Annotated in this window: 26 protein-coding genes; 11 read left to right on the top strand and 15 right to left on the bottom strand. The window is 40.2% G+C overall.

What is annotated here, in order from left to right; all coding sequences use genetic code 11:
• Positions 1-55: 55 nt before the first annotated feature.
• The 5 genes from KHA99_RS10455 to KHA99_RS10435 all read right to left on the bottom strand — a co-directional run bounded on the left by KHA99_RS10455 (position 56) and on the right by KHA99_RS10435 (position 4,213).
• A complete protein-coding gene (locus KHA99_RS10455; protein ID WP_249366586.1) occupies positions 56-1,171 on the bottom strand; it encodes a mechanosensitive ion channel family protein in 1,116 nt (371 codons plus the stop codon).
• Positions 1,172-1,395: 224 nt separating this feature from the next.
• Complete coding sequence (locus KHA99_RS10450; RefSeq protein WP_213117387.1) at positions 1,396-1,851, bottom strand: CBO0543 family protein; 456 nt, start codon at positions 1,849-1,851, stop codon at positions 1,396-1,398.
• Positions 1,842-2,351, bottom strand: a complete 510-nt coding sequence (locus KHA99_RS10445; RefSeq protein ID WP_213117386.1) for a CBO0543 family protein — start codon at positions 2,349-2,351, stop codon at positions 1,842-1,844. The genes KHA99_RS10450 and KHA99_RS10445 overlap by 10 nt, the downstream gene beginning before the upstream one ends.
• A gap of 174 nt (positions 2,352-2,525) precedes the next feature.
• On the bottom strand, positions 2,526-3,206 hold the full coding sequence (locus KHA99_RS10440; protein WP_213117385.1) for a GGDEF domain-containing protein: 681 nt from the start codon (positions 3,204-3,206) through the stop codon (positions 2,526-2,528).
• A 20-nt stretch (positions 3,207-3,226) separates the two neighbouring features.
• Positions 3,227-4,213 carry an HD-GYP domain-containing protein gene (locus KHA99_RS10435; protein ID WP_249366585.1) on the bottom strand — a complete coding sequence of 329 codons (987 nt, stop codon included), beginning with the start codon at positions 4,211-4,213 and terminating at the stop codon, positions 3,227-3,229.
• A 299-nt stretch (positions 4,214-4,512) separates the two neighbouring features.
• On the opposite strand from KHA99_RS10435, the gene KHA99_RS10430 reads away from it, so the two are divergent.
• Entirely contained in the window at positions 4,513-5,412 is a 900-nt protein-coding gene (locus KHA99_RS10430) for an EamA family transporter (RefSeq protein WP_213117384.1), read from the top strand.
• Positions 5,413-5,571: 159 nt separating this feature from the next.
• Here KHA99_RS10430 and KHA99_RS10425 read toward each other — a convergent pair whose 3' ends face one another.
• The 7 genes from KHA99_RS10425 to KHA99_RS10395 form a co-directional block, all read right to left on the bottom strand.
• Positions 5,572-5,709, bottom strand: coding sequence for a hypothetical protein (locus KHA99_RS10425; RefSeq protein ID WP_249366584.1), 138 nt, complete (start codon positions 5,707-5,709; stop codon positions 5,572-5,574).
• A gap of 379 nt (positions 5,710-6,088) precedes the next feature.
• Positions 6,089-6,250: a hypothetical protein gene (locus KHA99_RS10420; protein WP_213117382.1), complete on the bottom strand. Its 162-nt coding sequence runs from the start codon at positions 6,248-6,250 to the stop codon at positions 6,089-6,091.
• Positions 6,251-6,618: 368 nt separating this feature from the next.
• Positions 6,619-7,698 carry a Ger(x)C family spore germination protein gene (locus tag KHA99_RS10415; RefSeq protein WP_213117381.1) on the bottom strand — a complete coding sequence of 360 codons (1,080 nt, stop codon included), beginning with the start codon at positions 7,696-7,698 and terminating at the stop codon, positions 6,619-6,621.
• Complete coding sequence (locus tag KHA99_RS10410) at positions 7,695-8,786, bottom strand: GerAB/ArcD/ProY family transporter (protein ID WP_213117380.1); 1,092 nt, start codon at positions 8,784-8,786, stop codon at positions 7,695-7,697. The genes KHA99_RS10415 and KHA99_RS10410 overlap by 4 nt, the downstream gene beginning before the upstream one ends.
• Before the next feature lie 24 nt (positions 8,787-8,810).
• Positions 8,811-10,295, bottom strand: a complete 1,485-nt coding sequence (locus KHA99_RS10405) for a spore germination protein (RefSeq protein ID WP_213117976.1) — start codon at positions 10,293-10,295, stop codon at positions 8,811-8,813.
• A gap of 375 nt (positions 10,296-10,670) precedes the next feature.
• Complete coding sequence (locus KHA99_RS10400) at positions 10,671-11,582, bottom strand: hypothetical protein (RefSeq protein ID WP_213117379.1); 912 nt, start codon at positions 11,580-11,582, stop codon at positions 10,671-10,673.
• Positions 11,583-11,731: 149 nt separating this feature from the next.
• Positions 11,732-12,469, bottom strand: coding sequence for a hypothetical protein (locus tag KHA99_RS10395; protein ID WP_213117378.1), 738 nt, complete (start codon positions 12,467-12,469; stop codon positions 11,732-11,734).
• 555 nt (positions 12,470-13,024) lie between these two features.
• Between KHA99_RS10395 and KHA99_RS10390 the strand changes: the two genes are divergently transcribed.
• The 6 genes from KHA99_RS10390 to KHA99_RS10365 are packed head-to-tail and all read left to right on the top strand — an operon-like array spanning position 13,025 to position 19,084.
• Entirely contained in the window at positions 13,025-14,128 is a 1,104-nt protein-coding gene (locus KHA99_RS10390) for an amidohydrolase/deacetylase family metallohydrolase (protein WP_213117377.1), read from the top strand.
• Positions 14,106-15,212 carry a DgaE family pyridoxal phosphate-dependent ammonia lyase gene (locus KHA99_RS10385; protein WP_213117376.1) on the top strand — a complete coding sequence of 369 codons (1,107 nt, stop codon included), beginning with the start codon at positions 14,106-14,108 and terminating at the stop codon, positions 15,210-15,212. Before KHA99_RS10390 ends, KHA99_RS10385 begins: the two co-directional genes overlap by 23 nt.
• Positions 15,209-15,964 carry a 2-dehydro-3-deoxy-phosphogluconate aldolase gene (dagF, locus tag KHA99_RS10380; protein ID WP_213117975.1) on the top strand — a complete coding sequence of 252 codons (756 nt, stop codon included), beginning with the start codon at positions 15,209-15,211 and terminating at the stop codon, positions 15,962-15,964. Before KHA99_RS10385 ends, dagF begins: the two co-directional genes overlap by 4 nt.
• Positions 15,957-16,970: a sugar kinase gene (locus KHA99_RS10375; protein WP_213117375.1), complete on the top strand. Its 1,014-nt coding sequence runs from the start codon at positions 15,957-15,959 to the stop codon at positions 16,968-16,970. Before dagF ends, KHA99_RS10375 begins: the two co-directional genes overlap by 8 nt.
• A 15-nt stretch (positions 16,971-16,985) precedes the next feature.
• A complete protein-coding gene (locus KHA99_RS10370; RefSeq protein WP_213117374.1) occupies positions 16,986-17,708 on the top strand; it encodes a GntR family transcriptional regulator in 723 nt (240 codons plus the stop codon).
• 50 nt (positions 17,709-17,758) lie between these two features.
• Positions 17,759-19,084 carry a GntT/GntP/DsdX family permease gene (locus KHA99_RS10365; protein WP_213117373.1) on the top strand — a complete coding sequence of 442 codons (1,326 nt, stop codon included), beginning with the start codon at positions 17,759-17,761 and terminating at the stop codon, positions 19,082-19,084.
• Positions 19,085-19,221: 137 nt separating this feature from the next.
• Here KHA99_RS10365 and KHA99_RS10360 read toward each other — a convergent pair whose 3' ends face one another.
• The gene (locus KHA99_RS10360; protein ID WP_213117372.1) at positions 19,222-21,123 is read right to left on the bottom strand and encodes a BglG family transcription antiterminator; all 1,902 of its coding nucleotides are present in this window, start codon (positions 21,121-21,123) and stop codon (positions 19,222-19,224) included.
• A gap of 184 nt (positions 21,124-21,307) precedes the next feature.
• On the opposite strand from KHA99_RS10360, the gene KHA99_RS10355 reads away from it, so the two are divergent.
• Genes KHA99_RS10355 through KHA99_RS10340 form a run of 4 tightly spaced genes read left to right on the top strand, consistent with a single transcriptional unit; the run spans position 21,308 to position 24,715 of the window.
• Complete coding sequence (locus KHA99_RS10355) at positions 21,308-21,616, top strand: PTS sugar transporter subunit IIB (protein WP_213117371.1); 309 nt, start codon at positions 21,308-21,310, stop codon at positions 21,614-21,616.
• 28 nt (positions 21,617-21,644) lie between these two features.
• Complete coding sequence (locus KHA99_RS10350; RefSeq protein WP_213117370.1) at positions 21,645-22,901, top strand: PTS sugar transporter subunit IIC; 1,257 nt, start codon at positions 21,645-21,647, stop codon at positions 22,899-22,901.
• Positions 22,902-22,923: 22 nt separating this feature from the next.
• Complete coding sequence (locus KHA99_RS10345; protein ID WP_213117369.1) at positions 22,924-23,286, top strand: PTS sugar transporter subunit IIA; 363 nt, start codon at positions 22,924-22,926, stop codon at positions 23,284-23,286.
• Positions 23,279-24,715, top strand: a complete 1,437-nt coding sequence (locus tag KHA99_RS10340; protein WP_213117368.1) for a glycoside hydrolase family 1 protein — start codon at positions 23,279-23,281, stop codon at positions 24,713-24,715. Before KHA99_RS10345 ends, KHA99_RS10340 begins: the two co-directional genes overlap by 8 nt.
• An 85-nt stretch (positions 24,716-24,800) precedes the next feature.
• Here KHA99_RS10340 and KHA99_RS10335 read toward each other — a convergent pair whose 3' ends face one another.
• Together KHA99_RS10335 and KHA99_RS10330 are read right to left on the bottom strand one after the other, a co-directional pair.
• A complete protein-coding gene (locus tag KHA99_RS10335; RefSeq protein WP_213117367.1) occupies positions 24,801-25,316 on the bottom strand; it encodes a carbonic anhydrase in 516 nt (171 codons plus the stop codon).
• Between the two features lie 44 nt (positions 25,317-25,360).
• Positions 25,361-25,726, bottom strand: coding sequence for a Na-translocating system protein MpsC family protein (locus tag KHA99_RS10330; RefSeq protein ID WP_213117366.1), 366 nt, complete (start codon positions 25,724-25,726; stop codon positions 25,361-25,363).
• Positions 25,727-25,730: the final 4 nt, after the last annotated feature.

The raw sequence follows: 25,730 nt of genomic DNA, 5'->3' as shown, positions 1-25,730 counted from the left end.
TTTTTAGCAGCCAAACCCCTTTTTTTGATGCACAAGAACCGTCCCCATGCCTCACTCAATCAATAGATCCCATGGTTTGAAATACTTCGTTTGTTTGTGGAGATACGTAAATGTTTCGGGATGGGAAAGCGACTTCTACTCCCTCTTGCTCCAATATCCCCATGATTTCTAAGTTGATTTCATGTTTAATCCTAACGTGTTCTGCCCAAACCGTTGTATTTGTAAAAAAATAGACAAGAACATCAAGACTGCTCTCATTATAATGATCAAACGCCACCATAATCGTATCCGGATGGATTTCTTCATGAGTCCCCAACAATTGTCGGATGCGACTTACAACTCTTTGAATATCCTCTTTGGTAGTTTTATAGTTAAGTCTTAAGTGAAAATCGATCTTTCTTTTTCCCATTCGGCTCCAGTTCGTAATCGCTTCGTTTGCGAGTGTTGCATTCGGAACAGTAACCAGAGCTTGGCTAAAGGTTCGAACCTTCGTGCTTCTGAAATTGATATCTTCGACAATCCCCTCAACACTCGGCGTCTTGATCCAATCTCCAATAGAAAATGGCTTTTCGGTTACAATCACGACCCCGCCAATGAGATTCCCTACGGCTTCCTTTGCTGCTAAAGCAAAGGCAAGTCCCCCTAAACCAAGGCCCGCAACCAATCCATTTACATCATAATTAAATTCCTGCCCGATAATACTGATACTAATGGCAATAATAATGACGCGAATGGTCCTTGAAATAAACGGAAGCAAAATTAAATCAATCTTATTGCTCATTTTTTCGTTAACACTGATTAAGATCCCTGAGGAAGGAGAGGACAAATTAAACAAGCCCCATGTTATTAAAACAATGATCATCGAACGCAAAAATTTGATAAACAACGCATTTTGCTGCTCCATAAAAGGAAAATAATCCATCGCTAGATACAAACCTACAATAATGAACGCCCAACCTAAAGGTCGTTCAAAACTTAAGCAGATTTGTGTTAAAAATTCAGTCGGTGTTTTGCGGGCCAATTTTACAATCAACTGAAACACATATTTAGTAAACAGGTTTCTAAAAAGAATAAATACAGCCAAAATCCCAATCGAGATCCCTAAGTTTTTTAACATCTCATAGTCTATGTCCGCCATTGAAAAAGCCATTACAAATGAATCCAAAGACATTTCTAAAATACCTTCCCTCTTTTTATGAGACTTCTATATAAATTCAAACCATCACAACGCAATATAATAAACTTTTTCACAAAATAATTGAATACAACAAAAGTCTCAGATTGAAACATGGGGACGGTTCTCGTGCCTCACCACCCCAAAAAAATGATGCACGAGAACGTCCCCATGCTTCACCACCAAAAAAAAAAATGATGCATGAGAACCGTCCCCATGCATCATTCAAATTTAAAAAACCACCGATGGAAACGTTGAGCTATGTATAGGGTGGCGTAGACTGAAATCCAGGAAACGTACCATTCCCAATGGATGTATTCAATAAGGTCGGTGAATTTTTCAAACAGGATTTCTGAAATGATTAAGACAGTTGTGATAATAGATGTGTAAAATATACGTTTCCAAATACTTTTATGGACCGGATAGTGCAAGACATAAAAAACACTAATGAGAGGATATACCCAAAACTCAAAGGTGAAACTTGTTCTGTTAACCGAAGCAAACTCCCGGACTGGGTATTCGATCCAATTTAATTCTGCCACGATAAGGCCTAAAGACCAAGTTATTAACTGCTGAAAAACAAAAATGACACTTGCTTCATTTAAACGTTTTTTAGGGATTAAGACCAATGAGAAGATGGTGATGGACCAGATTGCATAGAGGAATGTCACTTCCATTCTTCCGATCCTCCCACTCCATGATAAGCCTGTAGTTTTGTGGTTCCCATAAGCCATAAGACATATCTTCTGCAGGTCCAAAACTCAAATACAAAATTAAAAAAGAATCTAATTAGTTGCTGAGCATCGACTCGCATAATTCTGGTAAACGTCGCTAGTAAATACATATATAAAATAATGACCCCAGTGAACACAACGTAATGGAGAACCACTCTTAATTTCCCGCCCTGGTCAGGATACCATCGATGAAAGACAACGGCCATGGTCGGATAGAACATAAACTCCGAGGTAAAACTAATTTTGGTTGCTCTTTCAAATAGGCGAACTTCTGATGATAAGGCGCCAAAGGCTGTAAGAACAATGCCAAAAATCCGAGTTAATGACTGAAAAAAGAAAAAAACTGCCATATACTCCCGAATTCTTGACCTCGGCACGACTATAAGTAAAGTAATAATAGAAACAATCCAAATCATTGCGATAATAAAATAATCGAAGTTCATAAACTGCCTCCTTATGGAGATAGTATTAGGAGTTTATAGGATACTAATACTTTTGAGATTGTAAGAATTGTAAAAGACGGGAAAAACCAAGGGGACGGTTCTTCTGGCTTTTGCCAGCTTAACCGTCCCCTTACTTCGCAGACAAAATTGATGCACAAGAACCGTCCCCATGCCTCACCCATGCTTAAGCGCCTTCATGCTGTACATGTTCTTATCAGCTAATTTCAATAGGTCATCAAATGTTTTTCCTTCGCTGGGATATAGGGCTGCACCGATGGATACGCGGATTTCAACCTCAACAGGTGATACGTCTTTTAGATTTTTATGAATTTTGTCCATCATTTCAGCCAAATTTTCCTTTTTCTTGGTTCCTGGGGTAATGATTAAAAATTCATCTCCACCCCACCGTGCGAGGATATCCTTTTCCTTTACACTATTCTTTAATTGAGCAGCGATCGTCATTAAATATTGATCACCGGCTTTATGGCCATAAACATCATTTATCACTTTAAAATCATTCACATCCAGCAGTAAAAGAGCAAAGTTTTGGCCCTTCTGTGTAGAAATATACTTTTCAACAAATCTTCTATTGTAAAGTGTCGTAAGGATATCCTTTTCTGAATAATAGATGGCAATATCATATTGTTTCCCGAACCACCAAGCAAACGCAAGCATAATAGGCAATCCGATTATTTCAAACCAGCTTATATATCCATCCCTATAAAAATAATAGCTCATATATAAGGAATTAATGATTAAAACCATCAAGAACGTTACAACCCTGCCTTTTATTCCCATAAGACCATCATCCTTCTTATCATTTAAAAAATTCTTTACCCCTTCGGAAAGTTTCATATGGACTATTCTCACGGTTTTTAAAGTGTGCCGGTGAAACGGCCCTTTTGTTTTTTGGCCAATATGCTGCCGATAGGAAAATGGTCGTTTCTCTTCATTATGATGTCTTCTTTTTTCCTTTGGAATAGGCTTAGAAAAGCATCCGCAATTTCAGGGTCGAATTGCTTCCCTTTATTTTTTTCAATCTCTAGCAGCGCCAATTCCAACGGCACCTCTGGACTGTAGGCACGTTTTGAAATGATGGCATCAAAGGTGTCCGCAACCGCGACGACTCGAGCGGATAATGGGATCTCTTCCCCTTTTAATCCGCTTGGATAGCCCTTTCCATCGAATCTTTCATGATGGTATAAAACGATGTCTAAAATCCCCTTATCTTGAAACTCTTTCACGTGTTGAATCATTTCGCAGCCAATTACGGGGTGTTTTTTTATAAAAGAAAATTCCTTCTCCGTTAATTTTCCTGGCTTTAAAAGGATGGATTCAGGGACCCCGATTTTTCCAATATCGTGCAGCAATCCTCCTATTCTGACGGTTTCAATCATCTCATTTGGTAATTTCAATTGCTTAGCGATTTTTACGGCATAGTCCGATACATTGTGGGAATGTCCGGATGTATAGGTATCCCTTGAATCTAATGCATTGGATAAAGCAGAGATTAATTCTAAATGATCATCCTTTATCTTCTGGCTTTTTTTCATGAATCCAACCGAAATATACAGAATGATAAGATAAGTAACTTCTAGGATCATGAACCTTAGTAACGTGTTAGACTGCAGGTCAAGCTGGAACCTGCTATAAACCACCAACGTGGTTACGGTAACCAAGAATGAAGTGGACCGCCGATAATAGCCGATGCCAAAAAAAACGACAGCGAGGATAAAACCAATATATAAATTTTGCTCCCCCATTTTAAGGAAATGAAAAAAAATATTAATCCCCATAAGAATTATAAAACCATAACGAAAAACAACTGGATTATTTAATACATCATTCATTCTAAGCTTCAAACGATTCTCCCCCAAACACAAATCAATGGGCATATTTATCTAATGACAATTTTACTATATCTATCATAAAAAATAATTTTCCCCAGCCAGAATTCAAAATTTCGACAAAAAGCTGATGCATGGGGACGGTTCTCTTGCCTCACTTTATCCAAAATCATCTATGAATGATGCACGAGAACCGTCCCCATGCCCCATACCTAAAATTAACCCCCATAAAATGACAAAAAAACTAAACCCCGCCATGTAAGCGCTTGATGTATACTAGAAGGAGTGTATTTTAAAGTTTAGGAGAGTTTGCTATGTGGTTTGTTTTTGCTGTTTTGGCAGCTACTTGTTTTGGATTGAGGGGAATACTTTATCATTGGACCTCGCAGCGGCCGATTGATCGTAATCTTATGCTGTTAGGCGTTTATATTTCTGGAACCGTTATCACCCTTGCCAGTAATGTAGTCTTCCAGCAGCCGTGGACTATTGAAGCATTGTTAGGTTTCTTTTTGGGGCTATTTTCGTTTATCGCAAATGCCTCGATGTATAAGGGTTATGCCGTCGGCAAGGCCTCGATTATCGCATTATTTACAGGACTGCCGCCGCTGGTAGTCGTGATTCTTGCTTACATCCTTTGGCGCGAAGCACTTTCAACGTGGCAGTTTACCGCATTTTTCATCGTTTTGGTTGGTCTGCTTTTAATCAAATATTCACAGGATTTAAAGCTCAATCAATTAAAAGGGATTCAATGGGGAATCTTGACGATGCTGTTTTTCGGGTTTACCGACACGACCGTAAAACTAGCTACTTTGTCTGGCGCGTCAACGTTTCCTGCTTTAACGGTCATGTTTGCAACTGGTGCCGTCTTGTTCGGACTATCATGGGCACTGGGCAACGCCAAAGCAAACAAAGCCCGGCATGAAGCCGCAGCCGCTGTTGAAACAGGGTTAACGGAGCGTGCCGGCAGCTGGACCGTGAAAAAAACACTCGGTGTTGGAATGGGAGTGGGAATCACCAATGCAGCAGGTATGATTTTAATCTTCCCAGCCTTCCGCGATGGGATTACCGGAATTGTCTCTGCCATCGTCGCCATGAACGTGGTCTTTGTCATTCTTTACGCCCGCTTCTACCTCAAAGAAGCCTGGAACAGACGCGAAGTCACTGGCCTCATCCTGGCCTTTATCGGCATCCTGATATTGCGGGTCGCCTCGTAGGATGATGCATAGGGACGGTTCTCATGCCTCATTTTGTTGGTTCACAGGGACACGTTTGGTGCACAAGAACCGTCACCATGCATCAAAAAAGCGGCCAATTTCATTTAAACTGAAATTGGCCGCTTTATTTATTTTTGCTCATTTATTTGTCTCCATGTTTTATTGATTGATAATGTTTTCTTCTGTTTGTTCCGGAAAATAGTCGGAAATACGGGTAAACAGGTAAGTGAGATAAGATTGAAGTTCAAATCGGTCTTCTTTTAAAAAGTCGTCAAACGAAGTTTTACTTTTTTCCACGTCTCTTCCCCTTTCTTCGTCGTGATTTGGAATTCTAGACATACACCATATCTAAATAAAAATAATTTTACCTTAAGATTTTAATCCTCGGTTAAATGCCTAGCCTTACAGTATCAGCCCCGCCCTACGCACAATACCATGATGGCCACACGCGCCATCCACCTGTTCTCATTATAATTGAAAACGGTTTCATATTCAAAGATTATTATATTACAAGTTTTGACAAAGTGCTACAAACGAAGTGGCAACCACCCAACCAGCTGGAAATTGGCGGTTTTTTATAAATCAACCTGTATAATAATTAGTGATGCATGGGGACGGTTCTTCTGCATCATTCCCCATCCAAATTCAAAATAAAAATGATGCATGAGAACCGTCCCTACGCTTCATATTCTTTTATTTGTTCTTTCAAGGACAATATGTAGTTCATCATTGCGACTCTGACGATGGAAGGATAGTAACGGTTATAAAGCTCTTGTTCACATTCTTCTAAATCCATCTTTTTTACTTCGATAATCTTGTTTAATTCTTCTACTGTCATTAATAGCCACCCCTACCTTTTAAAATATCTCTATTTCTGCCAATCTAATAAACTTCCCCAAGATACTATATTTTAAGGATGGACACTTTTTTCATAGATTATACCCACGTGTCGCTTCTTACAAAATACTTATAATAAAATTAATATTCCTCTCCGGGTAACGCAGACGTATAATTAAAGATAAAGGCTTGTACTGCCGAGTCTGGGAAAGCTGAATCCGAAGGCCAGGGACGAAAATGATTGGCGAAAAACAAGCGAACCACCTTGCTAGTTTCCTTTAGCAAAAGAGGTTCGCTTTTTCGAGAAATCCATATAAAAGTATTCATCTAAAAATGAAGCATAAGAACCGTCCCCATGCCTCATTCTCCCTAATCTACCACTCCTTTTTCTAATATATCTACATGTGCTTTTAGATTTACTTTTATATGCGGGTATTGATTTAACCATTTTTGGTCTTGAAAGTTTCTTACCCTGCTTCTTACTTGTGTCCCTAGTCCTAATGGATCAATGTGCAATTTTTGAAACGAGCGAATCATTTCAGTTCCCTGTGTTTCTAATTGTTTCTCCATTAATTTCTTAATATGCTCGACTGCTTTTTTGTTGGTCTTTTTCCCCCTCGTTTCTCTAATAATTCCATTCACCTTTAGTTGGATCGTGATTTCCGGCTTATTTTTTTTGTTCTCTACATGGAAATTATGTTTTGTATGAATATTTTCGATGGCAATAAAATGATGTTTTCTTAATCTAAGCTTATAAGTCCCCTGCTTGACCTTCTGTAAAAGCGCCTTAAAAATAAATTGATGGTCTTGACGGAGGCTTTTCACATATCGGTCCCCCTTAAATAATGCAATCCCCTTTATATGAATATCTTTACCTTTTTGTCCGATTAAAGGTAAAAACGGATCGCTTAACTTGGAGTAGTAGGTGTTTAAAAACTGATGAAGATTATAAGTGGGCACCAAACCTACATCCATATTTTGTTCGATTAACATGGATAAATAAATACCCGTATCACGGTCACCATACCGTTTACTTAAAATCCTTTCTGCCTCTTCATCTGTAACCGCCAAAAATAATCTTTCACTGATAGAAGGATCCCTTTGTAAGGTATCAATGAGATCGCCAATTCCTTGTTTGGCAAGTTCTTTACTATATAGTGCCACTTCCAATTTGCCGTTCACCATTTGCCTAGAGGAAGCCATATTAATTTTCTTGAGGGTTTCCTTACTCAGTTCATCACTGGCAGTAAATGTTTCATTTCCAACGCTCTTATCAGGTTTATATATCGGGAGAACAGATGTTGCTTTAATGATATATTTGTTTACATAGTCGTATCCGACAGCTGATTCCATGTTAATATCATCTAAAATCAGTTTTGGAACACGGCCAAATCCAAAAGCACAAAAAAGAATGAGGATAACCGCCGCTGCCTTTGCCTTTTTCATCATATCTTTTTCCCCATCTTAAACCGAATGTGATAACAAACAAAAAGAACAGGCAGATAGCAAAACAATATATAAAATCCAATTTCTGACGTCCATTGATTGTATTGCTGAATCGTTTCTCTTTCTGTTAAAAAGCAGCTTATCGTAAAACAAATGAATAAAAGAACAACGAGAGCTTTCTTCTGTTTAACCTTAAACAACTTCTTAATTCCGCGGCTTGCTGACCAAAACATCAGACAAATAATTGGCATCATCACGACTGCCCACGTGGTAACGCCAATTATTTCGAAGCGCTCCACAAAGGGTAACTTTATAATCTTCCACATCATTAACGTTGGCCATATGACGATTTTTAGATACTCCTGATCAAAGAAGGCCAATGTTACAATCATGATGAGCAAATATAGGAGTGTAGTAAAAAGATTTCCATAATGCGCATATTTTTGCGAACTTGCCGGATTTTTAATAAACGGATAATAAAATAATAAATATTCAAACCCGGAAAAAGATAAGGATGCTCCCTTAATCGATTTCACCATATCATAAATGGAATGATCGAAGATGGGCAGCAGATTTCGAAAATTTGAAAATTCAATTGGTACAAAGAAGGTTAGAATCAAATAGGCAGGAAACACAACAGCTAAAAAACAAATACCAGTAACGGCGCGGAATCCGCTTGTAACAACATAATAGACAATAAGCAACAAGACTAAAGCGAACGGCCATGTTTTTAGTAAAGGAAACATCCACACTTGAACGATTTCAATATACGACCGAAGCACTGTGATTGCCATGGTGAGAACATAAAGAATAAAAAGAAGGCTAAATAAATTGCCGATCCATTTCCCGAATGTACGTTGGTGAATTGTAAATAAATCGCCCTTATCATTATTTAGCATTGTGTATATCATCCAAATCAAAATATGAATAATGAATCCAGTAATGATAATCGAAATCCAAGCATCATGACCTACAAATTCTGCGAGCTCCCGTTGAAAGCTTAAAACCCCTACCCCATATTGCGTCCCATGGACAAGGAAGGAAACAAGAAAGGGAGAGACAAGAAACTCAGGTTTAATTTCCGTTTTCATAACAGCCCTCCTTCGCTTAGGCTCCTACTCATCTATATCCTTCACCTCACTTGCTTTGTTCTTTAAAAATCGCTTCTGATCCTGAGGCTGTAAAAAATGCGGTCTGTTTGATTGTAAAGAAAATGGCAATCGTATGATGGCATCTTTTAAATCCTTCATTCTAGGAGGATAGATTGGTTCTAAATAAGGTCTGCCTAGCGATGTTAAACGCAATAAATGGTTCATTAAAAAGAGAAAAGCAATCGCAATCCCCAATAGCCCCCACAATTCCGCCATCAACAGAAAAGGAAATCGCAGCAATCGAATCGTATTACCCATTCTGTAAACCGGGGTCGTAAACGAGGCCAAAGCCGCAAGGGCGACAATAATCAGCAGTACATTACTCGTTAACCCGGCATCCACGGCTGCTGTTCCGATTACGATACCACCTACGATACCGATGGTTTGTCCAACCTTTGTAGGAAGTCTAGCTCCGGCTTCCCGAAGCAGTTCAATCGTTAACTCCAGGATGACGGCTTCCAAAAAGGGAGGTAATGGAATGGTTCTTCTTGATGAAACTAAGGTAACCATTAAATCTTTCGGTATTAATTGATAATGATAGGTTAAGACGGCCACATAAATCGGGGTAACCAAGATAGAAAACGATACAGCCAATACCCGGATTAGTCTGAATGCCGAAGCCATTTGCCAATTGATATAATAATCTTCAAATGCATTAAATAGCTCCATGATGGAAATCGGTCCAATTAAGGCATGGGAGGAGCCATCCACGATAATCACGACGCTTCCCTCCGCAAGAACACCAGCCACCCGGTCTGGCCGCTCAGTGTCAATTAATTGCGGAAACAGGGAGTTTCCATTATCTTCGATCAACTGAGAAATAAAAGAACTATCCAGTATTTGATAGAATTCCAAGTTTTCCAGACGCTGACAAACAGTATTAATGTTTTCCTCATTCGCGATCCCTTCAATATAGAGCACAGCCACTTTTGTTTTAGAAAGTGATCCAATTGTATACTCTCTAATCTGTAATTCTGAAATCGGCAATCTAGTGCGAACTAGATTTAAATTCGTTGTAATGGATTCCACAAATGCCTCTTTTGGTCCAACAACACTATACTCCTCTTCAGGAATGGTAACCTCACGAGATTTCTTCATTTCCGCCCGGACAAGGGCACAGGCCGCATCCTTTTCATGGAGTTGAATCAGAACAGACCCTCTTAATAGGGCATCTTCAATGATTTGCCGTTCACTTGTAATCAATACATCTTCAAAAGGAAGGATCTTCTTTACGTCTTTAATTGAAGTAAGGGCTGTCCGGTTTAAATAAGGAAGAATATCCCGATGCAGAATCTCCACGTCAATTAATGAACCAAAATAAGAAATCCAGTAAGGCTGGGGTGTCTGGGGGTTATGAAAATGAACAAAATCACCCGACTTTTTATATTGCAAAATCAGGTCAAAAAGTGTGTGTTCTTCACGTTTGGGAGGATTTTTACGAAACCACATTTTCACGGAGCACGGCCCCCTGCTGCTTATAGTAAAGTCGTCTATCTACAAATAATGATTTCCAAGTTAAATATTATTAGTTATGTTAAATATAACCAACACCATTTGATTGACGCTTGTCAAAGTTCGATTTTTCGATAAAGCTCGAGCTATGCCTGAAGTGTTCGGTCCATCTTACAAGAATTCATCATCAATGACATAGTTGATTTGCATTAGATATTTCTTTACTCTTTTTGTAGATTCTATTTGGCATATGGCTGGTAAACCAAGGAGGTCGTGATTGAAAATGCCTAGAAAAGATGCATGGGGACGGTTCTCATGCATCATTCTTTTCAAAATAAAACAATAATGATACACAAAAGAACCACACCCACGTCACATCCAATATTGATTCGTGTCATACATTCCTTTGATATGTTGGCCGTTTGAGGTGAGTTTTTTTCTGATTTCCATGTTTCTTTGATGGTCCCATCGCCAAGGTCTTCGTAGTTCGGCGATGATATAGAGATTGTGAGTTAGTGAGTTTTGGACAAAACGGATGAGGTCCTGGGGGGTATAGTTGTCATGGAGATTTTCGATTAGCAGAATTTCCTCTTCAATTATATCGATGCCGCTTAAAATCCATCGCCGGGCCTGGTCTCTATGCATTTCAAGTGAATCCGAATTGGCTGAATTGATAAAATATAAAACATCGCTCAAGTGGGAAAGTTGTTTTTTATGGATGGCAATCAAATAAACATGGAGACTTTTATATCTTTTGTTATCTAAACCTGAAAAAGCAAACTCCGACGCTTGGTGAATTTCTGATACTGCCTTCTGAAAATTCTTCAGGTCCCTGTCAGTCAAAAAAATTTTTTCAGAAGAAGGAATGCCCACAAGCTGAACAAGACGGTTGAGATACCATTCCGCATAAAAACTATAGCCACTATAGATCTCAAATTGCTTCCGCAGCCCCTCTCTCCGTCTTTTTTCCTCATTCACATTCGTCGTCACGAAGACGATAAAAATCGAGGTAAAGAAAAACGTCCGCAAATCCCATAGGGCATCGTACCAGGTTTTGTATTTTTCCATCATAAGACCAATTGGAATGATGACAAGGCTAAAGATCACGGCACATACGGAGACAATAATCAGGTTCCTTGACCTAAACAGCACCCTATTTAAGCCCCGCAAAATTCGCCTGCTCAACAACCATAACATTTGCCCCAAAATATAGAGACCATCCCGCAAATTAATCTGATAGGTCGACTTTTTATAGCGCACCCAAATATTCCACTTCCGTTTCAAATGGACAAACCCCTTCTATACGGATTTCTGTACCACTTATATGTATATTAGGGAAATGGCGGGAATATGACTGATGCATGGGGACGGTTCTTATGCATCATCTTTCTAAAGGCAAATAAAAAGTGAGGCATGAGAACCGTCCCCACGCCTCACTTTGCCCACCGCTTAGAAAGTCTTCCTAGTATGGTGATTCCAATTATGAATGGGGCTGTCCAAGAATGAATGATGCTAACTAGGTTTAAGCCCCAGATTCCCCATTGGTATAGTGTGTAAAGTGAATGAACGACATACCATGCTAGCAATACTGTTGAAGCCGCTAGGCACAGTGCAGGTAGTCTGTATAGAAGGAGCTTCTGTTTTTCTACAAAGTTTCCTTTTGTCATTTTCCTTTTCTTAATCCAATCCATCCCATTCTCTATTACCCATACAATCGACCAGCTTAATAGCGGCGCTTTAATGATGTATCCGTACGCCACTTGTGTAGCTGGGGCCGTTAATATATTACTGCCAAACGCTAAATTTAATAATACAGCTAAACCGAGCGCCACAAAGAACAGAATGCCCATTCCTGTAAGTATTACTGACACATATTTGATCGGCCAGAGGTCCTTCGAGAGGAGCGTGTATATAACAAATAACGTATAGAGTATGCCGAATATCCATTCTGCATGAAATAGTGCGGCCCCCAATGCTGTCATAACTACCCATATTCCGATTGTGGTTTCAGGATCGCTTACCTTGCCTCTTCGGGACCGCTTTCTGCGAGATCCTTTAGGGATAAAACTTTTCAGGCTGGGGATCCTGGTCCTAGTTTTCCTCTTTGAGCCCTTTGTACCGCTACCGGTATACACGCCGCCGTCATATCCATCATACCAATCTTCATCCATGTTGATTCCCTCCAATGATGTATTGTTTCTGTTGTGTAAGCTGGGAAGAAAGCTCCTAACTTTAGCCTGATCCATTTATATTCATTGAAACTAACAAAATGGTCTAAACATGAATAAGCTTTCTGTTTTAACCCATTCATAGCAAGGAACTATAATCTTAAACGAAAAATACCTCAAGAATACGAGACAACAGTCATCGTGCCGGACTATATTCCTATATTAGTATAATACAAAAAAATAAACAGTATGGATGCCAGGTTTTCCCTTAGCAAGACCCTAAGTCCTCATCCAATTCAAATTTATCCTGGTAATGAATATAAAAAGTACTGCGGTTATAATCCTCACACTAAATAATGTCTTTACGGAAACAGAATAGCAACATTTTTATAAATGATTGGCAGTTATATTGGGATAAAAGTAATTGAAACATTATAACGTTATATTGACTAAAATAAAAATCGGTGTTAATCTATTTTTGCAAGAGAGAAAAAATAAACGTAACCGGATAATATTAACCGTTTACATGAATTTAGGTTTTCCAAAAGGGATGATAACATGACAGCCAGATTCGTTTTGCGGAATGTAAAAACGACAGATGGAAATGCTGCAGATATTGTAGTGGAAAATAGAAAAATTGTAGACATTGCTCCTCCCGGTACTGGAACCGGAGAAAAAATATTCGATTTTGAAAACAACGTCTACGTCTCCAGCGGTTGGATTGACATGCATGTACACGCCTTTCCGGAATTTGATCCGTACGGAGATGATATTGACGAGATTGGCTATAAATTAGGCGTCACAACCATTATTGACGCCGGAAGTACCGGGGCCGACCGGATACATGACTTGGTCAACAATTCGAAAAGGTCAAAAACGAACCTCTTCGCTTTCTTGAACATTTCACGAATCGGCTTGAGGCAGATCGATGAGCTTTCCGACCTTGCTTTGTTAAATGAAGAAGCCTTATTAAAAGCAGTAACGGAATATAAGGATGTCATTGTGGGACTGAAAGCGAGAATCAGCAAAAGCGTGGTTGGCCCCAATGGTGTTGAACCTTTAAAAATAGCCCGGAAATTCTCAAAGGCTACCGACCTGCCGCTTATGGTCCATATCGGGTCAGGTCCTCCAGATATTAATGACGTCCTTGATTTACTCGAGGAAAATGACGTCATCACCCATTTCTTAAATGGGAAAGCCAATAATTTATTTGGCGAATCCGGAAAACCTCTTCCGAAGCTTCTTAAAGCAATCGAACGTGGGGTTCATCTGGATGTCGGCCATGGAAATGCCAGCTTCTCCTTCCGTACAGCGGAACAAGCCAAAGAGCATGGCATTCACTTCGATACGATCAGCACAGACATCTATCGAAAAAATCGCCTCCATGGTCCTGTCTATAATATGGCAAACGTCTTAACAAAGTTTTTATATTTGGGTTATTCCCTTAAAGAGGTCATCGATGCGGTGACAGTGAATGCTGCCAAATGGTTAAACAAACCGGCCCTTGGAAGAATTCAAACTGGAGACATCGCCAACCTTACCCTTTTTACTATTGAAAATGAACCCATCGCTTTACTGGATTCAGAGGGCGAAGAACGAATAGCCGAACAAAGAATTGTCGCAAAAGGAGTGGTCATAAATGGAGAATACATTGAATGCTAAATATGGTTTAAAAAGAGTCATTAATGCCAGCGGACGGATGAGTATATTAGGCGTTTCCGCTCCAACCGATACGGTAATGGAAGCAATGAAAATTGGCGGGCAAAATTATGTAGAGATTGCCGATTTAGTTGAAAAAGCCGGTGCGCATATTGCCAGGCTCCTTCAATCTGAAGCAGCGGTTGTCGTAAACTCTGCCTCAAGCGGCATTGCCCTCTCTGTCGCAGCGATTGTTACGGAAGGAAACCGCCGAAAAAGTGAACGGCTTCACCAGGAAGCGATTCAAAAAAATGAGATCATCATGCTGAAAGGCCATAATGTGCAATATGGTGCACCAGTAGAAACAATGGTTTATCTCGGCGGCGGGAAACTGGTTGAGGTTGGTTATGCCAATGAAGGGAAAGCGGAGCATATTACGGATGCAATCAATGAGAATACAGCAGCTATTTTATATGTAAAGTCCCACCATGCTGTTCAAAAAAATATGATATCCGTTGAGGAAGCCTGGGAAGTGGCCCAAGCCAATCACGTTCCACTAATTGTCGATGCCGCTGCTGAAGAAGATTTGAAAAAATATGTACAAGTTTCGGATTTAGCCATTTATAGCGGCTCTAAAGCAATTGAAGGGCCAACCTCCGGAATTGTGGCCGGAAAGAAAAAGTATATCGAATGGTTAAAAGTGCAGTTGCATTGCATCGGCAGAAGTATGAAGGTTGGGAAGGAAACCTCCTTTGGCCTGCTGCAGGCCTTGGATGAATATTTTGTTAAAAAGGACAATAGTGAACAGGAAAAAGCCAGTCTTGAAGTCCTTAAATCGCTAGATTCAATTGATGGTGTAAGAGTAACGATTGTCCAGGATGAAGCGGGACGAGCCATCTTTAGAGCGCGGATTCAAATTGATCCGGCAGCTTCCAAAACAACCGCGAAAGAAGTAAATGACAAACTAAGAAATGGTGAAATTGCCATTTACACAAGGGATTACGGAATCCGTCAAGGCTTCTTTGATATTGACCCAAGGCCGCTTCAAGGTGATGACATCTATGTGATTGAAGCAAGATTAAAGGCCATTTTGAGAGGAGAAGAATAATGAACATCGAAAAACGTTTTTTTCAAAATCGTGTGGCATTAAATGTTTTGGCTAATAGTGTGGAAAATGCAAAGGAAGTCTTTGAAGCTGCCGAAGGACATGTGTTGGTGGGTGTGCTTTCAAAGGATTACCCTACGGTTGAGGCTGCTGTTACAGCCATGAAGGAATATGGCGCAGCCATCGATGAGGCCGTTTCGATCGGGTTAGGTGCCGGGGATAATAGGCAGGCTGCTGTTGTCGCGGAAATTGCGAAATATTATCCTGGAAGCCATATCAATCAAGTTTTTCCTGCAGTAGGGGCAACACGGGCAAACCTGGGAGAGAAAAACAGCTGGATCAATTCACTTGTCTCTCCAACTGGCAAAGTCGGTTACGTCAATATTTCTACTGGCCCAATCAGTGCCGGCACCGAGGAAACAGCGATTGTCCCTATTAAAGCTGCCATCGCACTGGTTCGCGATATGGGCGGAAATGCATTGAAATACTTCCCGATGAAAGGGTTAAAGCATGAAGATGAGTTTCGTGCGGTAGCAAAGGCTTGCGGCGAAGAAGGCTTTGCATTAGAACCAACTGGCGGCATTGATTTGGATAATTTCGGGAAGATTTTAGAAATCGCCTTAGAAGCAAAAGTGCCTAAAATTATTCCTCATGTGTATTCATCCATTATTGATAAAGAGACTGGAAAAACAAACGAGGAAGATGTAAGAAAATTATTGGCAATGACCAAAGAGCTGGTTGGTCAATATGCCTAAAAAAATCGTCGCATTTGGTGAAGTGATGATGCGTTTGCAGGTGCCGGGCTATGAACTCCTGGCACAGGCGGACACATTAAAATACTCTTTTTCAGGCACGGGAGTAAACGTTGCTTCTGCCATGACAAAGCTGGGCCATGATGGCTATCTTGTGACCAAATTGCCAAACAACCCTTTAGGTGACGCAGCCATTTCATTCTTGCAGCGATTAGGAATTGGAAGAGATTTCATCTCTAGAGGCGGCAAATATCTCGGCATGTATTTTTTAGAAAATGGCTTTGGGCAGCGTGCGAGCCGTGTCACCTATACAAATCGGCTCGAAAGCAGCTTCAATAAGGCTGGCGTTTCTGACTATAATCTGGATTTGATTGCCGAACAAGGCGATATCATTCACTTTTGCGGCATTACCCTGGCGATGACAGATCAAGTCCGCGAGACCATGAAAATACTGGCCAAAAAGGTAAAAGAAAAAGGCGGCATCGTCTGCTTTGATTGCAATTACCGCCCTTCTTTATGGGATGGCGGCTATGAGCAAGCCAAGCCCCATTATGAGGATATGCTTGGTTTAGCCGATATCGTGATGATGAATGAAAAAGACGCGATGTATATCTTGGGAATGGAGACAAAAGAATCATCAAGAGAAGAACAGCTGAAGGATCTGATACCGAAAGTGGCAAAGCGATTTGGCATTCAAACAATAGCCGGAACGCATCGGGCGATTAACAGCGATAATACCCATTCACTCAAGGGGTATATGTATAAAAACGAATCCTTTGTATTTTCAAGAAACCTTTCTTTTTCTGTATATGATAGAATTGGTGCTGGCGATGCTTATACCAGCGGGATCCTGCATGGTGAATTGGCCGGTTTTCCAGCGGAGAAAACAGTCCAGTTTGCGGCAGCAGCCGGTATGCTTGCATGTACTATTGTCGGGGATACCCCGATGTCAACAGAAACGGAAATCCTGTCTGCCATGGCAGGAACAATTGAAGATATAAAGCGATAAGGCAGGAGATAGGGAATGAATGTGAATAGAAAAAAAGGACCATTGTATTTACAAATTAAAGAAATCTTGAAAGACCGTATTCTACATGGTGAATATGCTCTTAACACAAACATTCCCTCCGAGCCTCAATTGGAAGAAGAATTTAATGTCAGCAAAATTACCGTTCGGAATGCAATTAAAGAACTGGTTCAGGAAGGCTATCTTGAAAAAAGAAGCGGTAAAGGAACGAAAGTTATTGCCAATGTCACCAATGCCCGGCTTTCAAAAGGTAAGCGTTTTACGGAGATATTGGTTGAAGAAGGTCACCATATTACCAAAAAAATCTTAGGCGTTAAGAGGGTCGAATTGTCTTCTGAATCAGCTCTTCATTCTATATTTGGGGATCACTGCATTCAAGTTGAGCGGATTTACCTATTGGACAATGAACCGTATATTCACTTTACTCACTACATTTTGCTGGACTTAAGTGAAGAAGAGGTAAAAGATATTCGGATTAATTCATTGTACCGCTTTTTGGAGGAACATAATATTCGTCTTGAATCATTTCGGGATGAGTTTGCTGTAGCCATTGCACCTCCTCATATTTGCGAAACATTAAAACTGGAAAAAGACACAGCCTTATTAAAACGCATGAGACATTCCAGCGATGATGAAGGGAATGTCTTGGAATATAGTGAAGGGTACTATCATACAGCAAAACATAACTATATTGTTACCTATAACGATTCCATACAATAACTAAGATTATTGATAAAAAAGAAAGTGATTTCCCAGAGGAGAGGAAAATTATGAATTTATATTTACTAGGCATTACAGTGGTCGCCATCATCATTGTTATATTAGGCGTATCGTGGTGGAAATGGCATGCATTTATAAGCTTAACAGTAGCAAGCTTGTTTTTGGCTGTTTTTTCAGGGCTGCCAATGGATAAAATTGTTGGCGCTTACGAAACTGGAGTCGGGGCTGTTTTAGGCCACCTTGTTGGGATATTAGCGCTTGGTACCATCTTGGGCAAGATGATGTCTGATTCAGGAGCTGGGATGCAAGTAGCCGATTTCTTTATCAAAAAATTCGGCGAAAAGAAACTTCCATGGGCGATGCTATTATCTGGATTTATTATCGGGATTCCAGTCTTTTTTGAAGTCGGTTTGGTTATCTTGCTTCCTATCGTTATCTCCATTTGGAAATCAACGAAGAAAAACATTATATTGATCGGTATTCCTGTTCTTGCCGGATTATCGATTGTACATGGTTTAGTCCCGCCGCATCCAGGTGCGATGACAGCGATTGGCATTTACAATGCGAACATGGGACATGTTCTTCTCTATTCCTTAATCATTGCATTCCCAACCGCATTAATTGCCGGTCCGATTTTTGCAAAGTGGGTTCATAAACGGGTAGTTCCTGTTGGAGAACCCGAACTGATCCGCGTAGAGACAAAGTCAAATCAATTGCCTAGTACCGGGACTTCATTCTTTATTATCTTATTACCTGTTCTATTAATGGTTCTAACTGTCATTGCTCCATATCTATCATTGCCTGGAGCTTTTGAAAAATTCCTATTATTTATAGGAAGCCCTGTCATTGCTCTATTAATCTCTTGTTTTGCAGCTTACTTCTTCCTAGGTTACCGCCAAGGAATGGACAAAAACCTATTGAAAAAGTTAACTGAGGAGTGTTTATTGCCGCTAGCATCCATTATCATTATCATTGGTGCGGGCGGAGGCTTTAAGCAAATCCTGATTGAAAGCGGTGTCGGTAATGCCATTGCCAGCATGGCTGAACAAATATCCCTTTCACCAATCGTTCTTGCCTTCTTGGTAGCTGGACTCATCCGAATTGCAACTGGATCAGCTACGGTTGCATTGACAACAGCAGCAGGAATCGTGGCCCCAGTCGTGGCAAATATGCCAGGAGTGAATTTAGAATTACTAGTTATTGCGACAGGTGCCGGGTCCCTCATGTTCTCCCATGTCAATGACGCAGGCTTCTGGCTAGTCAAAGAATATATGGGCTTAACAGTTAAAGAAACGTTCAAAACCTGGACAGTAATGGAAACAATCCTATCATTTGTCGCATTTATCTTTGCTTTAATTTTGGATGTGTTTATCTAAAACTATAATCTTATGAATAGAGGCTGTCTCAAAAATAAAGGTCAAAGACCTTTTCTGAGACAGCCTCTGTTTATTAGGCAAAAAACGGAAACGTTTTTCCCCATATCCCACTGAGGCACGAGAACCGTCCCCATGCTTCAATAGCATTCAACCAGCAAGTCCACAAAACTATAATAATCGGCTGCGGTTAGGATTTGGGTGACGTTGCCTTCTTCGGTCAGGATGGTGGCGAGGGCGTCGAAAACTTCGTGAAAGAGCCTTCGATCGTCTTTGTTAACGGATAATAGTAAGACGAGGTTTACGGATAAATCTCCCCACTGGATTCCTTTTTCATTGATTAAAGCAAACATGCCTGTCTTTTTCGCATTCATCTTAATCGCATGCGGAATGGCAATCCGGCCAAAAGCCGTTGACGACATCGCCTCCCGTTCCACTACGCTAGAAACAAAAGTGAAATCAACATACTCCTTCTTCTCCATCATTTCGCACATTCTCGCTAAAGCTTCCTCTTTTGTCCCTATTGAATCAGTTATTTCAAAAAGCTGCTCGTCCATAATTGCCTTAATATTACGCTTAAATGAATCCTTCCGCTTCGTCTCTTTTAGCTCGTTAATTTTATTGCCAACCTTGTTCATATCGGCACTGGAGAAAAACGGATTAATAAGAACAAATGGTACCTTTGGTACAGAATTAAGCTGTACGGCCGAAATAATCAAATCGCTATTTAATGCTTGCAAGTCACTTTCATTTGTTACGACATGCTGGATAAGCAACTCTTCACCAAAATGTTTCTTCAATTTTTCCATCAGCTGCACGTTAAAATTATAGTAAAACGGGAAAAGGATGGAGCACGTAATTTTTGAATTGGCCTGCTTTTGCATCTCCAAGGCATATCCTAAATGAAAGGCAACGTAGGCAATCTCATCATCATTCATTGTATACCCCGTTTCTTCTTTGATTGTATGCGACACATGAACAGCACAATCATAAATCGATGGGGAATTCAATTTGATCGTTGAAGTCAAAGGATTTTTACTAGAAAAATTGTTCTGCAACCGTATCAACAGATTCTTTATATGAAGAGTGAAACGGATTAAAAAATCTGGATCATCAATGTCAATATAATAATTACTCCGCAGCTCTTCTAAAATCTTGCCTACTAAATTTAAACAACGAATTCCGGCTACATCCTGCAATTCCGATAGTTGCAGGTGCATAAAGTTGATGCTGGTGCCGCTACTAGAAATCAGCAGTGCCAGGTCGCGGATTTCACCTTCCGAATATTTGACGCCAAAGTGCCCTTCGAGACGTCCGGCTATCTCATTCGCAATAGTATGTTCCTTTTCCAGATTAGCTCCCCCATCCACCTGCTCCGTATAACTAAACCCATTTTTCATCCGGTCAATTGCTACCGCAATATGCAAGACGACATTTGTTAGTGCATAATCATTTGTAAAATATTGATGAGATGAAAAAACCTCCGCAATTACATCGCGAATATAGTCAATATCAAATCCCTCAAAGGAAGCTTTCAGCTTATCAATATCGAGAAAACTATCATTCGTCTCCCGATAGAGAATAGAGCTCATCAGTTTCCGTTTACTTTTTTCATTGCCAATAATTTGAATGATATCGCCTGAAATCTTTAATTCCAACTGATGATCGGCTAAGCGCTTTCTTACTTTACGCAAGTCGTTTTTCAACGTGATTTCACTGATATATAATTCATCGCTTAAATCATAAATATCAAGCGGCCCATCTGCGTTCACCAGGGATTTTAGGAGGTAATCGGCTCGTTCCTTCGGTGTTTGCGGGATGGTTCCGTTCGACGATGATAAAAATGGATTTAATTTTTCTAAATCAACCTTATAACCCTTTTTCGATGAAGTTATCAAACCTTCTTCCATCGAATTAATATCGGCAATATAGGTTTTCACGCTTCTTTTTGAAATGCCAATGGCTTTGGCAAGCTGGGCAGAAGAGGTCCAGTCATCCTGCATACTTAAATGCCTTAGTATGTTTCGATATTTGACATTCAAATCGATAACCCCCTTTGCAAAAATGTTTTGCACCACAAAATATATATTTTTGCACTATAGTATATAACTTTTTGCACCACTCTAGTGTAAACGCTTATTTGAGAGTTGTCGAGAATCATTCTATAGTTAAAGTGTAGAAATGATAGCGCTATCACAAAATGAAAACACTGGAGGGGCAATAATCATGAAAAAATTAAACGTATTATTAGTGTGTGGTTCTGGAGCAAGTTCTGGGTTTATGGCAGCCAACATTCGCAAAGCAGCGGCAAAACGGAATCTTGAAATCGATATCAAAGCCCGCGGTGAAGCAGAAATTGAAAACTACATTGACGAAATCGATGCCTTGATGGTTGGACCTCATCTTGCCTATATTTTGGATGAGATTGAAGAATATATCGGTGATGCCGATGTCAAAGTACTACTGATGAAACCTGACTACTATTCTACTCTAAACGGTGATGCAGCATTAGATGATTTATTGAAGGAATTCTAAAACCTAATAAGTCGAGGTGCATAAAACAATGCAAAAGATGATTAAATGGCTGGAAAATGATTTTTCGCCAAAAATGATGAAAATTAACAATAACGTTTGGGTCACAACGCTAAAAGACTCGATCATGCAATTACTGCCATTCATCCTATTAGGTTCTGTGTTTTGTTTGTTAACCATCCCTGGCGATGTGTTCCATATTAAACACTACCCGAATTTCTGGACACTGTTCGGTTGGACAATGGGTGTGTTATCCCTATTAATCTCCTTCTTAATTCCATTCAATTTAATGGAAAAGAAACGGCTGCGCAAACAACGTTTTATCGCCGGTTGTTCCGGTCTGATCACTTTTTTAATTATTATTACCCCACAAGTAACTGCTGATAAAGCGATTGGTTTTAGCCACGAATCATTGGGCGCAGGAGGTATGTTTGTTGCAATCGTTGCTGGCGTATTTACCGGCTGGGTAATGAGCCTATTCGGAAAGTTCTCGTTCTTTAAAGAAGAGTCGGTCATTCCTGACTTTGTCCGTGCCTGGTTCGACGCTATGCTGCCAATTGCCGTTGTGATTGTTGCAACATGGTTATTAGTAGATATCTCTGGTTTTGATTTATATAACACGATCCAGAAACTATTCAAACCGCTTGGAAACATCATGGAATCACCTTGGGGCTTCCCATTGATCAGTTTCATTACCTGTTTCTTGTATACATTGGGGATTTCCACTTGGGTGCTAACACCAATAACAAAGCCAATTTGGTTAGCTGCCATTACTGCAAATGCTACAGCTGGAGCTTCTTATCTAGTTACTTCGGAAACGATATTCTCAGCTTACCTGTGGATCGGGGGAATTGGTGCCACATTGCCATTAGTAATCATGATGGCTTTTTCAAAAAATGCAAAATTAAAAGCACTTGGACGAGCTAGTATTACCCCCGGGATTTTTAACATTAATGAACCGATTGTCTTTGGGGCGATTGCCTGGAATCCAATTATGATGCTGCCAATGTGGATTATCTCGATTGTACTGCCAATCATCATTTGGGTCGGAACAAAAGTCATTCCATTTGCACCAATCCCGAAAATTGTCTTTGATTTATGGTATGTTCCGTACCCAATTTCAACATGGATTACAACCGGTACAGTCAGCGGAATTATTTTAATGCTAATCTGTGCGACTGTTGCCACCCTTATTTGGTACCCATTCTTCAAAGTGTATGAAAAGCAAGAAATGGCGAATGAAACAAAAGAGGCTAACAACTCAGCCACTTTAAAAGCAGCGAAATAATGATGTTGAGGAGATTTTAAAAATGCTTGATGAAAAAACTGCACAAAATGCGATGCAAATAATTCTTCATGCCGGAGATGCCCGCGTTCATTGTATGAATGCCTTAAAGGCGATTGAAAATAGTAATTTCACAGAAGCAAAAGAAGAAATGAAGCGGGCAAATGATGAAATCGTCAAAGCTCACAGGATCCAAACAAATACTATTTCTGCGGAGACACAAGGTGAAGCCGGTGATTATTCTGTCCTCTTTGCCCATGCACAGGATACCTTAATGACAATTTATAGCGAAATAAATATCGCAAAACGCATGATCAAGATTTTTGAAACGTTTGACGCTCGTTTAGCAAAGTTGGAGCAGAAAGAAAAGGAGGATGGACATGAGTAAATTACCAACAGGTTTTCCAAAGGACTTTTTATGGGGAGGCGCCATTGCAGCCAACCAGGCTGAAGGCGCCTATGACGTGGATGGTAAAGGCTTAAGTGTCGCCGATATTAACGAATTCCGCGCCGATATTCCGATTGAGGAAAAATCAAACAGGGAACTCGATACAGCATACATTGAGGCCGCCTTAAACAGCACAGATCACATTTTCCCTAAACGCTGGGGAATCGACTTCTATCATACGTACAAAGAAGATTTGAAATTACTAGCAAGAATGGGCTTTAAAACATTCAGGACCTCTGTTGCCTGGACACGCATTTTTCCAAATGGGGACGAATTAGAACCCAATGAAGCAGGTTTAAAATATTATGATGATTTGTTTGATGAAATTATTAAAAATGGCATGGTACCGATGATTACCATTTCCCACTATGAAATGCCGTTACACTTAACAACTGCTTACAAAGGCTGGTATTCTCGGGAATTGATCGAATTCTTCACCCGTTTCTGCAAAGTGTTGTTCGACCGTTACCACAGCAAGGTGAAATATTGGATCATCATTAATCAAATTAACTTAATTGGTCATGAATCTTTTAACCATTTGGGAATTGCCGAGGATAAGGTGGATAATCTATTTGAGGCAAAATATCAAGGGGTTCATAATGAAATGGTTGCTTGCGGGCACGCGACAAAATACGCGCATGAGAACTATCCAGATTTACAAATCGGCATGATGTTATGCGGCGGCCCTACCTACTCGGCAACTGCCAAACCGGAAGATGTATTTGCTACACTCCGTCATAATCAAATGGAATATTTCTTCTCTGATGTACTGCTTCGTGGATATTATCCTGGTTATGCCTTCAGATTTTTTGAAGATAACGGAGTCAAGATTGAATTTGGCGAAGGTGATGAAGAAGCTCTCAAAAATACGGCTGACTTTATGTCCTTCTCCTACTACTATACTCGTGTTTGTGATGCGGAAAGTTTCGCTAATGGCAATGAAGACCATCGTAACCCGCTATTGGAAGCAAACCCTTGGGGCTGGTCGATTGACCCGGTTGGATTAAGAACCTTCCTCAATCTGTTCTACGACCGCTATCAATGTCCAATTTATATCACTGAAAATGGCGTTGGCTACTATGATGAATTGGTAGATGGCAAGATTCACGATCCGTACCGGATTGACTACCTCCGTGCCCACATCGAACAGATGAAGGAAGCCATCAAAGACGGTGTTGACCTGCGCGGCTACTACGCCTGGGGCCCAATAGATATTATCAGCTGCTCATCATCCGAAATGTCAAAACGCTACGGCTTCATCTACGTCGACCAAGACGACTACGGCAAAGGCAGCCAGCAGCGCATCCTGAAAGACAGCTATCACTGGTACAAAAAAGTCATCGAAACAAACGGCGAAGAACTAGATTAGTAGTTTTTGAGGCACGGGGACGGTTCCCATGCCTCATTCTTTCTAGTGTCAAATAAAATTGAGGCAAAAGAACCGTTCCGATGCATCAATAATTTGAAGCAAGAGAACCGTCCCTCTGCATCATTTTTGATAGATTTTCATTTTCGATTGTTAATTCTGTGACTTTTACATTTGAAGGCATTAGCGGATGGTTTCGGATGACGTCAGCGCTGTTTTGTTTATTGTTAGCTGAGGCTTCGTTGCCCTCGATCCATTCTCTTATGCCGCCTTTTGGGTGTTCTGGCATGGAGTTTTTAAACAGGTAATCTAGTGTTTGAATTTTCTCTTGTAATTCTTTATTATTATATATTTTCTTTAGAGTCTCTCTAGCATTCTTTCGATTAGCTGTTGGAACGGCAACGCATATTTCTTCCACATTTTCACGATATACAGCAATGATGATGTCCCGCATGAGATCGCTGAAGGGTGCAATGGCGGGTCCATAAGATTGCAAGACTAAAATATTGTCCGGATGAAGACCACTCATCTTTTCTATGATACTTTCCGGACTTTGCTCCATTCCAATTACAAACAGCACTTTTTTATTATCGTCAATTTTCATTACGTTCACCCCATTTTTGAATTGAATACAGACGAAATCCGTAATTACGATAGTTCTTTCTCCAAATTTCCCGAAAGTTTAAATACCATGACCCTTTCACCGCTTTGGGTGCTGATGTCGGTATGGAAACTGATGAGTTCCTGGCCTGTTATCGAAAAAATAATTTGCTTTAACTCCTCTTGCCCTGATTCCACCAAGCCGTTTCGGGTTGTTTTTATGGATAACAATCCTTCTTTATCTTTGCATAAGGCATATTCAGCGGGGGTTAAGATGCCGTTCAATACAACAATCACCATATCCCGTAAAATATCAGTCTTTACAGAAAGGGAACCCCGTCCAAGGTAACTTTTCTCCCATTGCGTTAATGCTTTACTAATTTCAGCTTCAATAGCGCCTTTTGATTTCTCCATATCG

Source organism: Neobacillus rhizophilus, assembly GCF_018343535.1.
GTDB classification, from domain to species: domain Bacteria; phylum Bacillota; class Bacilli; order Bacillales; family Cytobacillaceae; genus Neobacillus; species Neobacillus rhizophilus.
The sequence above is the reverse complement of the archived record's forward strand: the minus strand, read 5'-3'. Positions and strand labels throughout refer to the sequence as shown.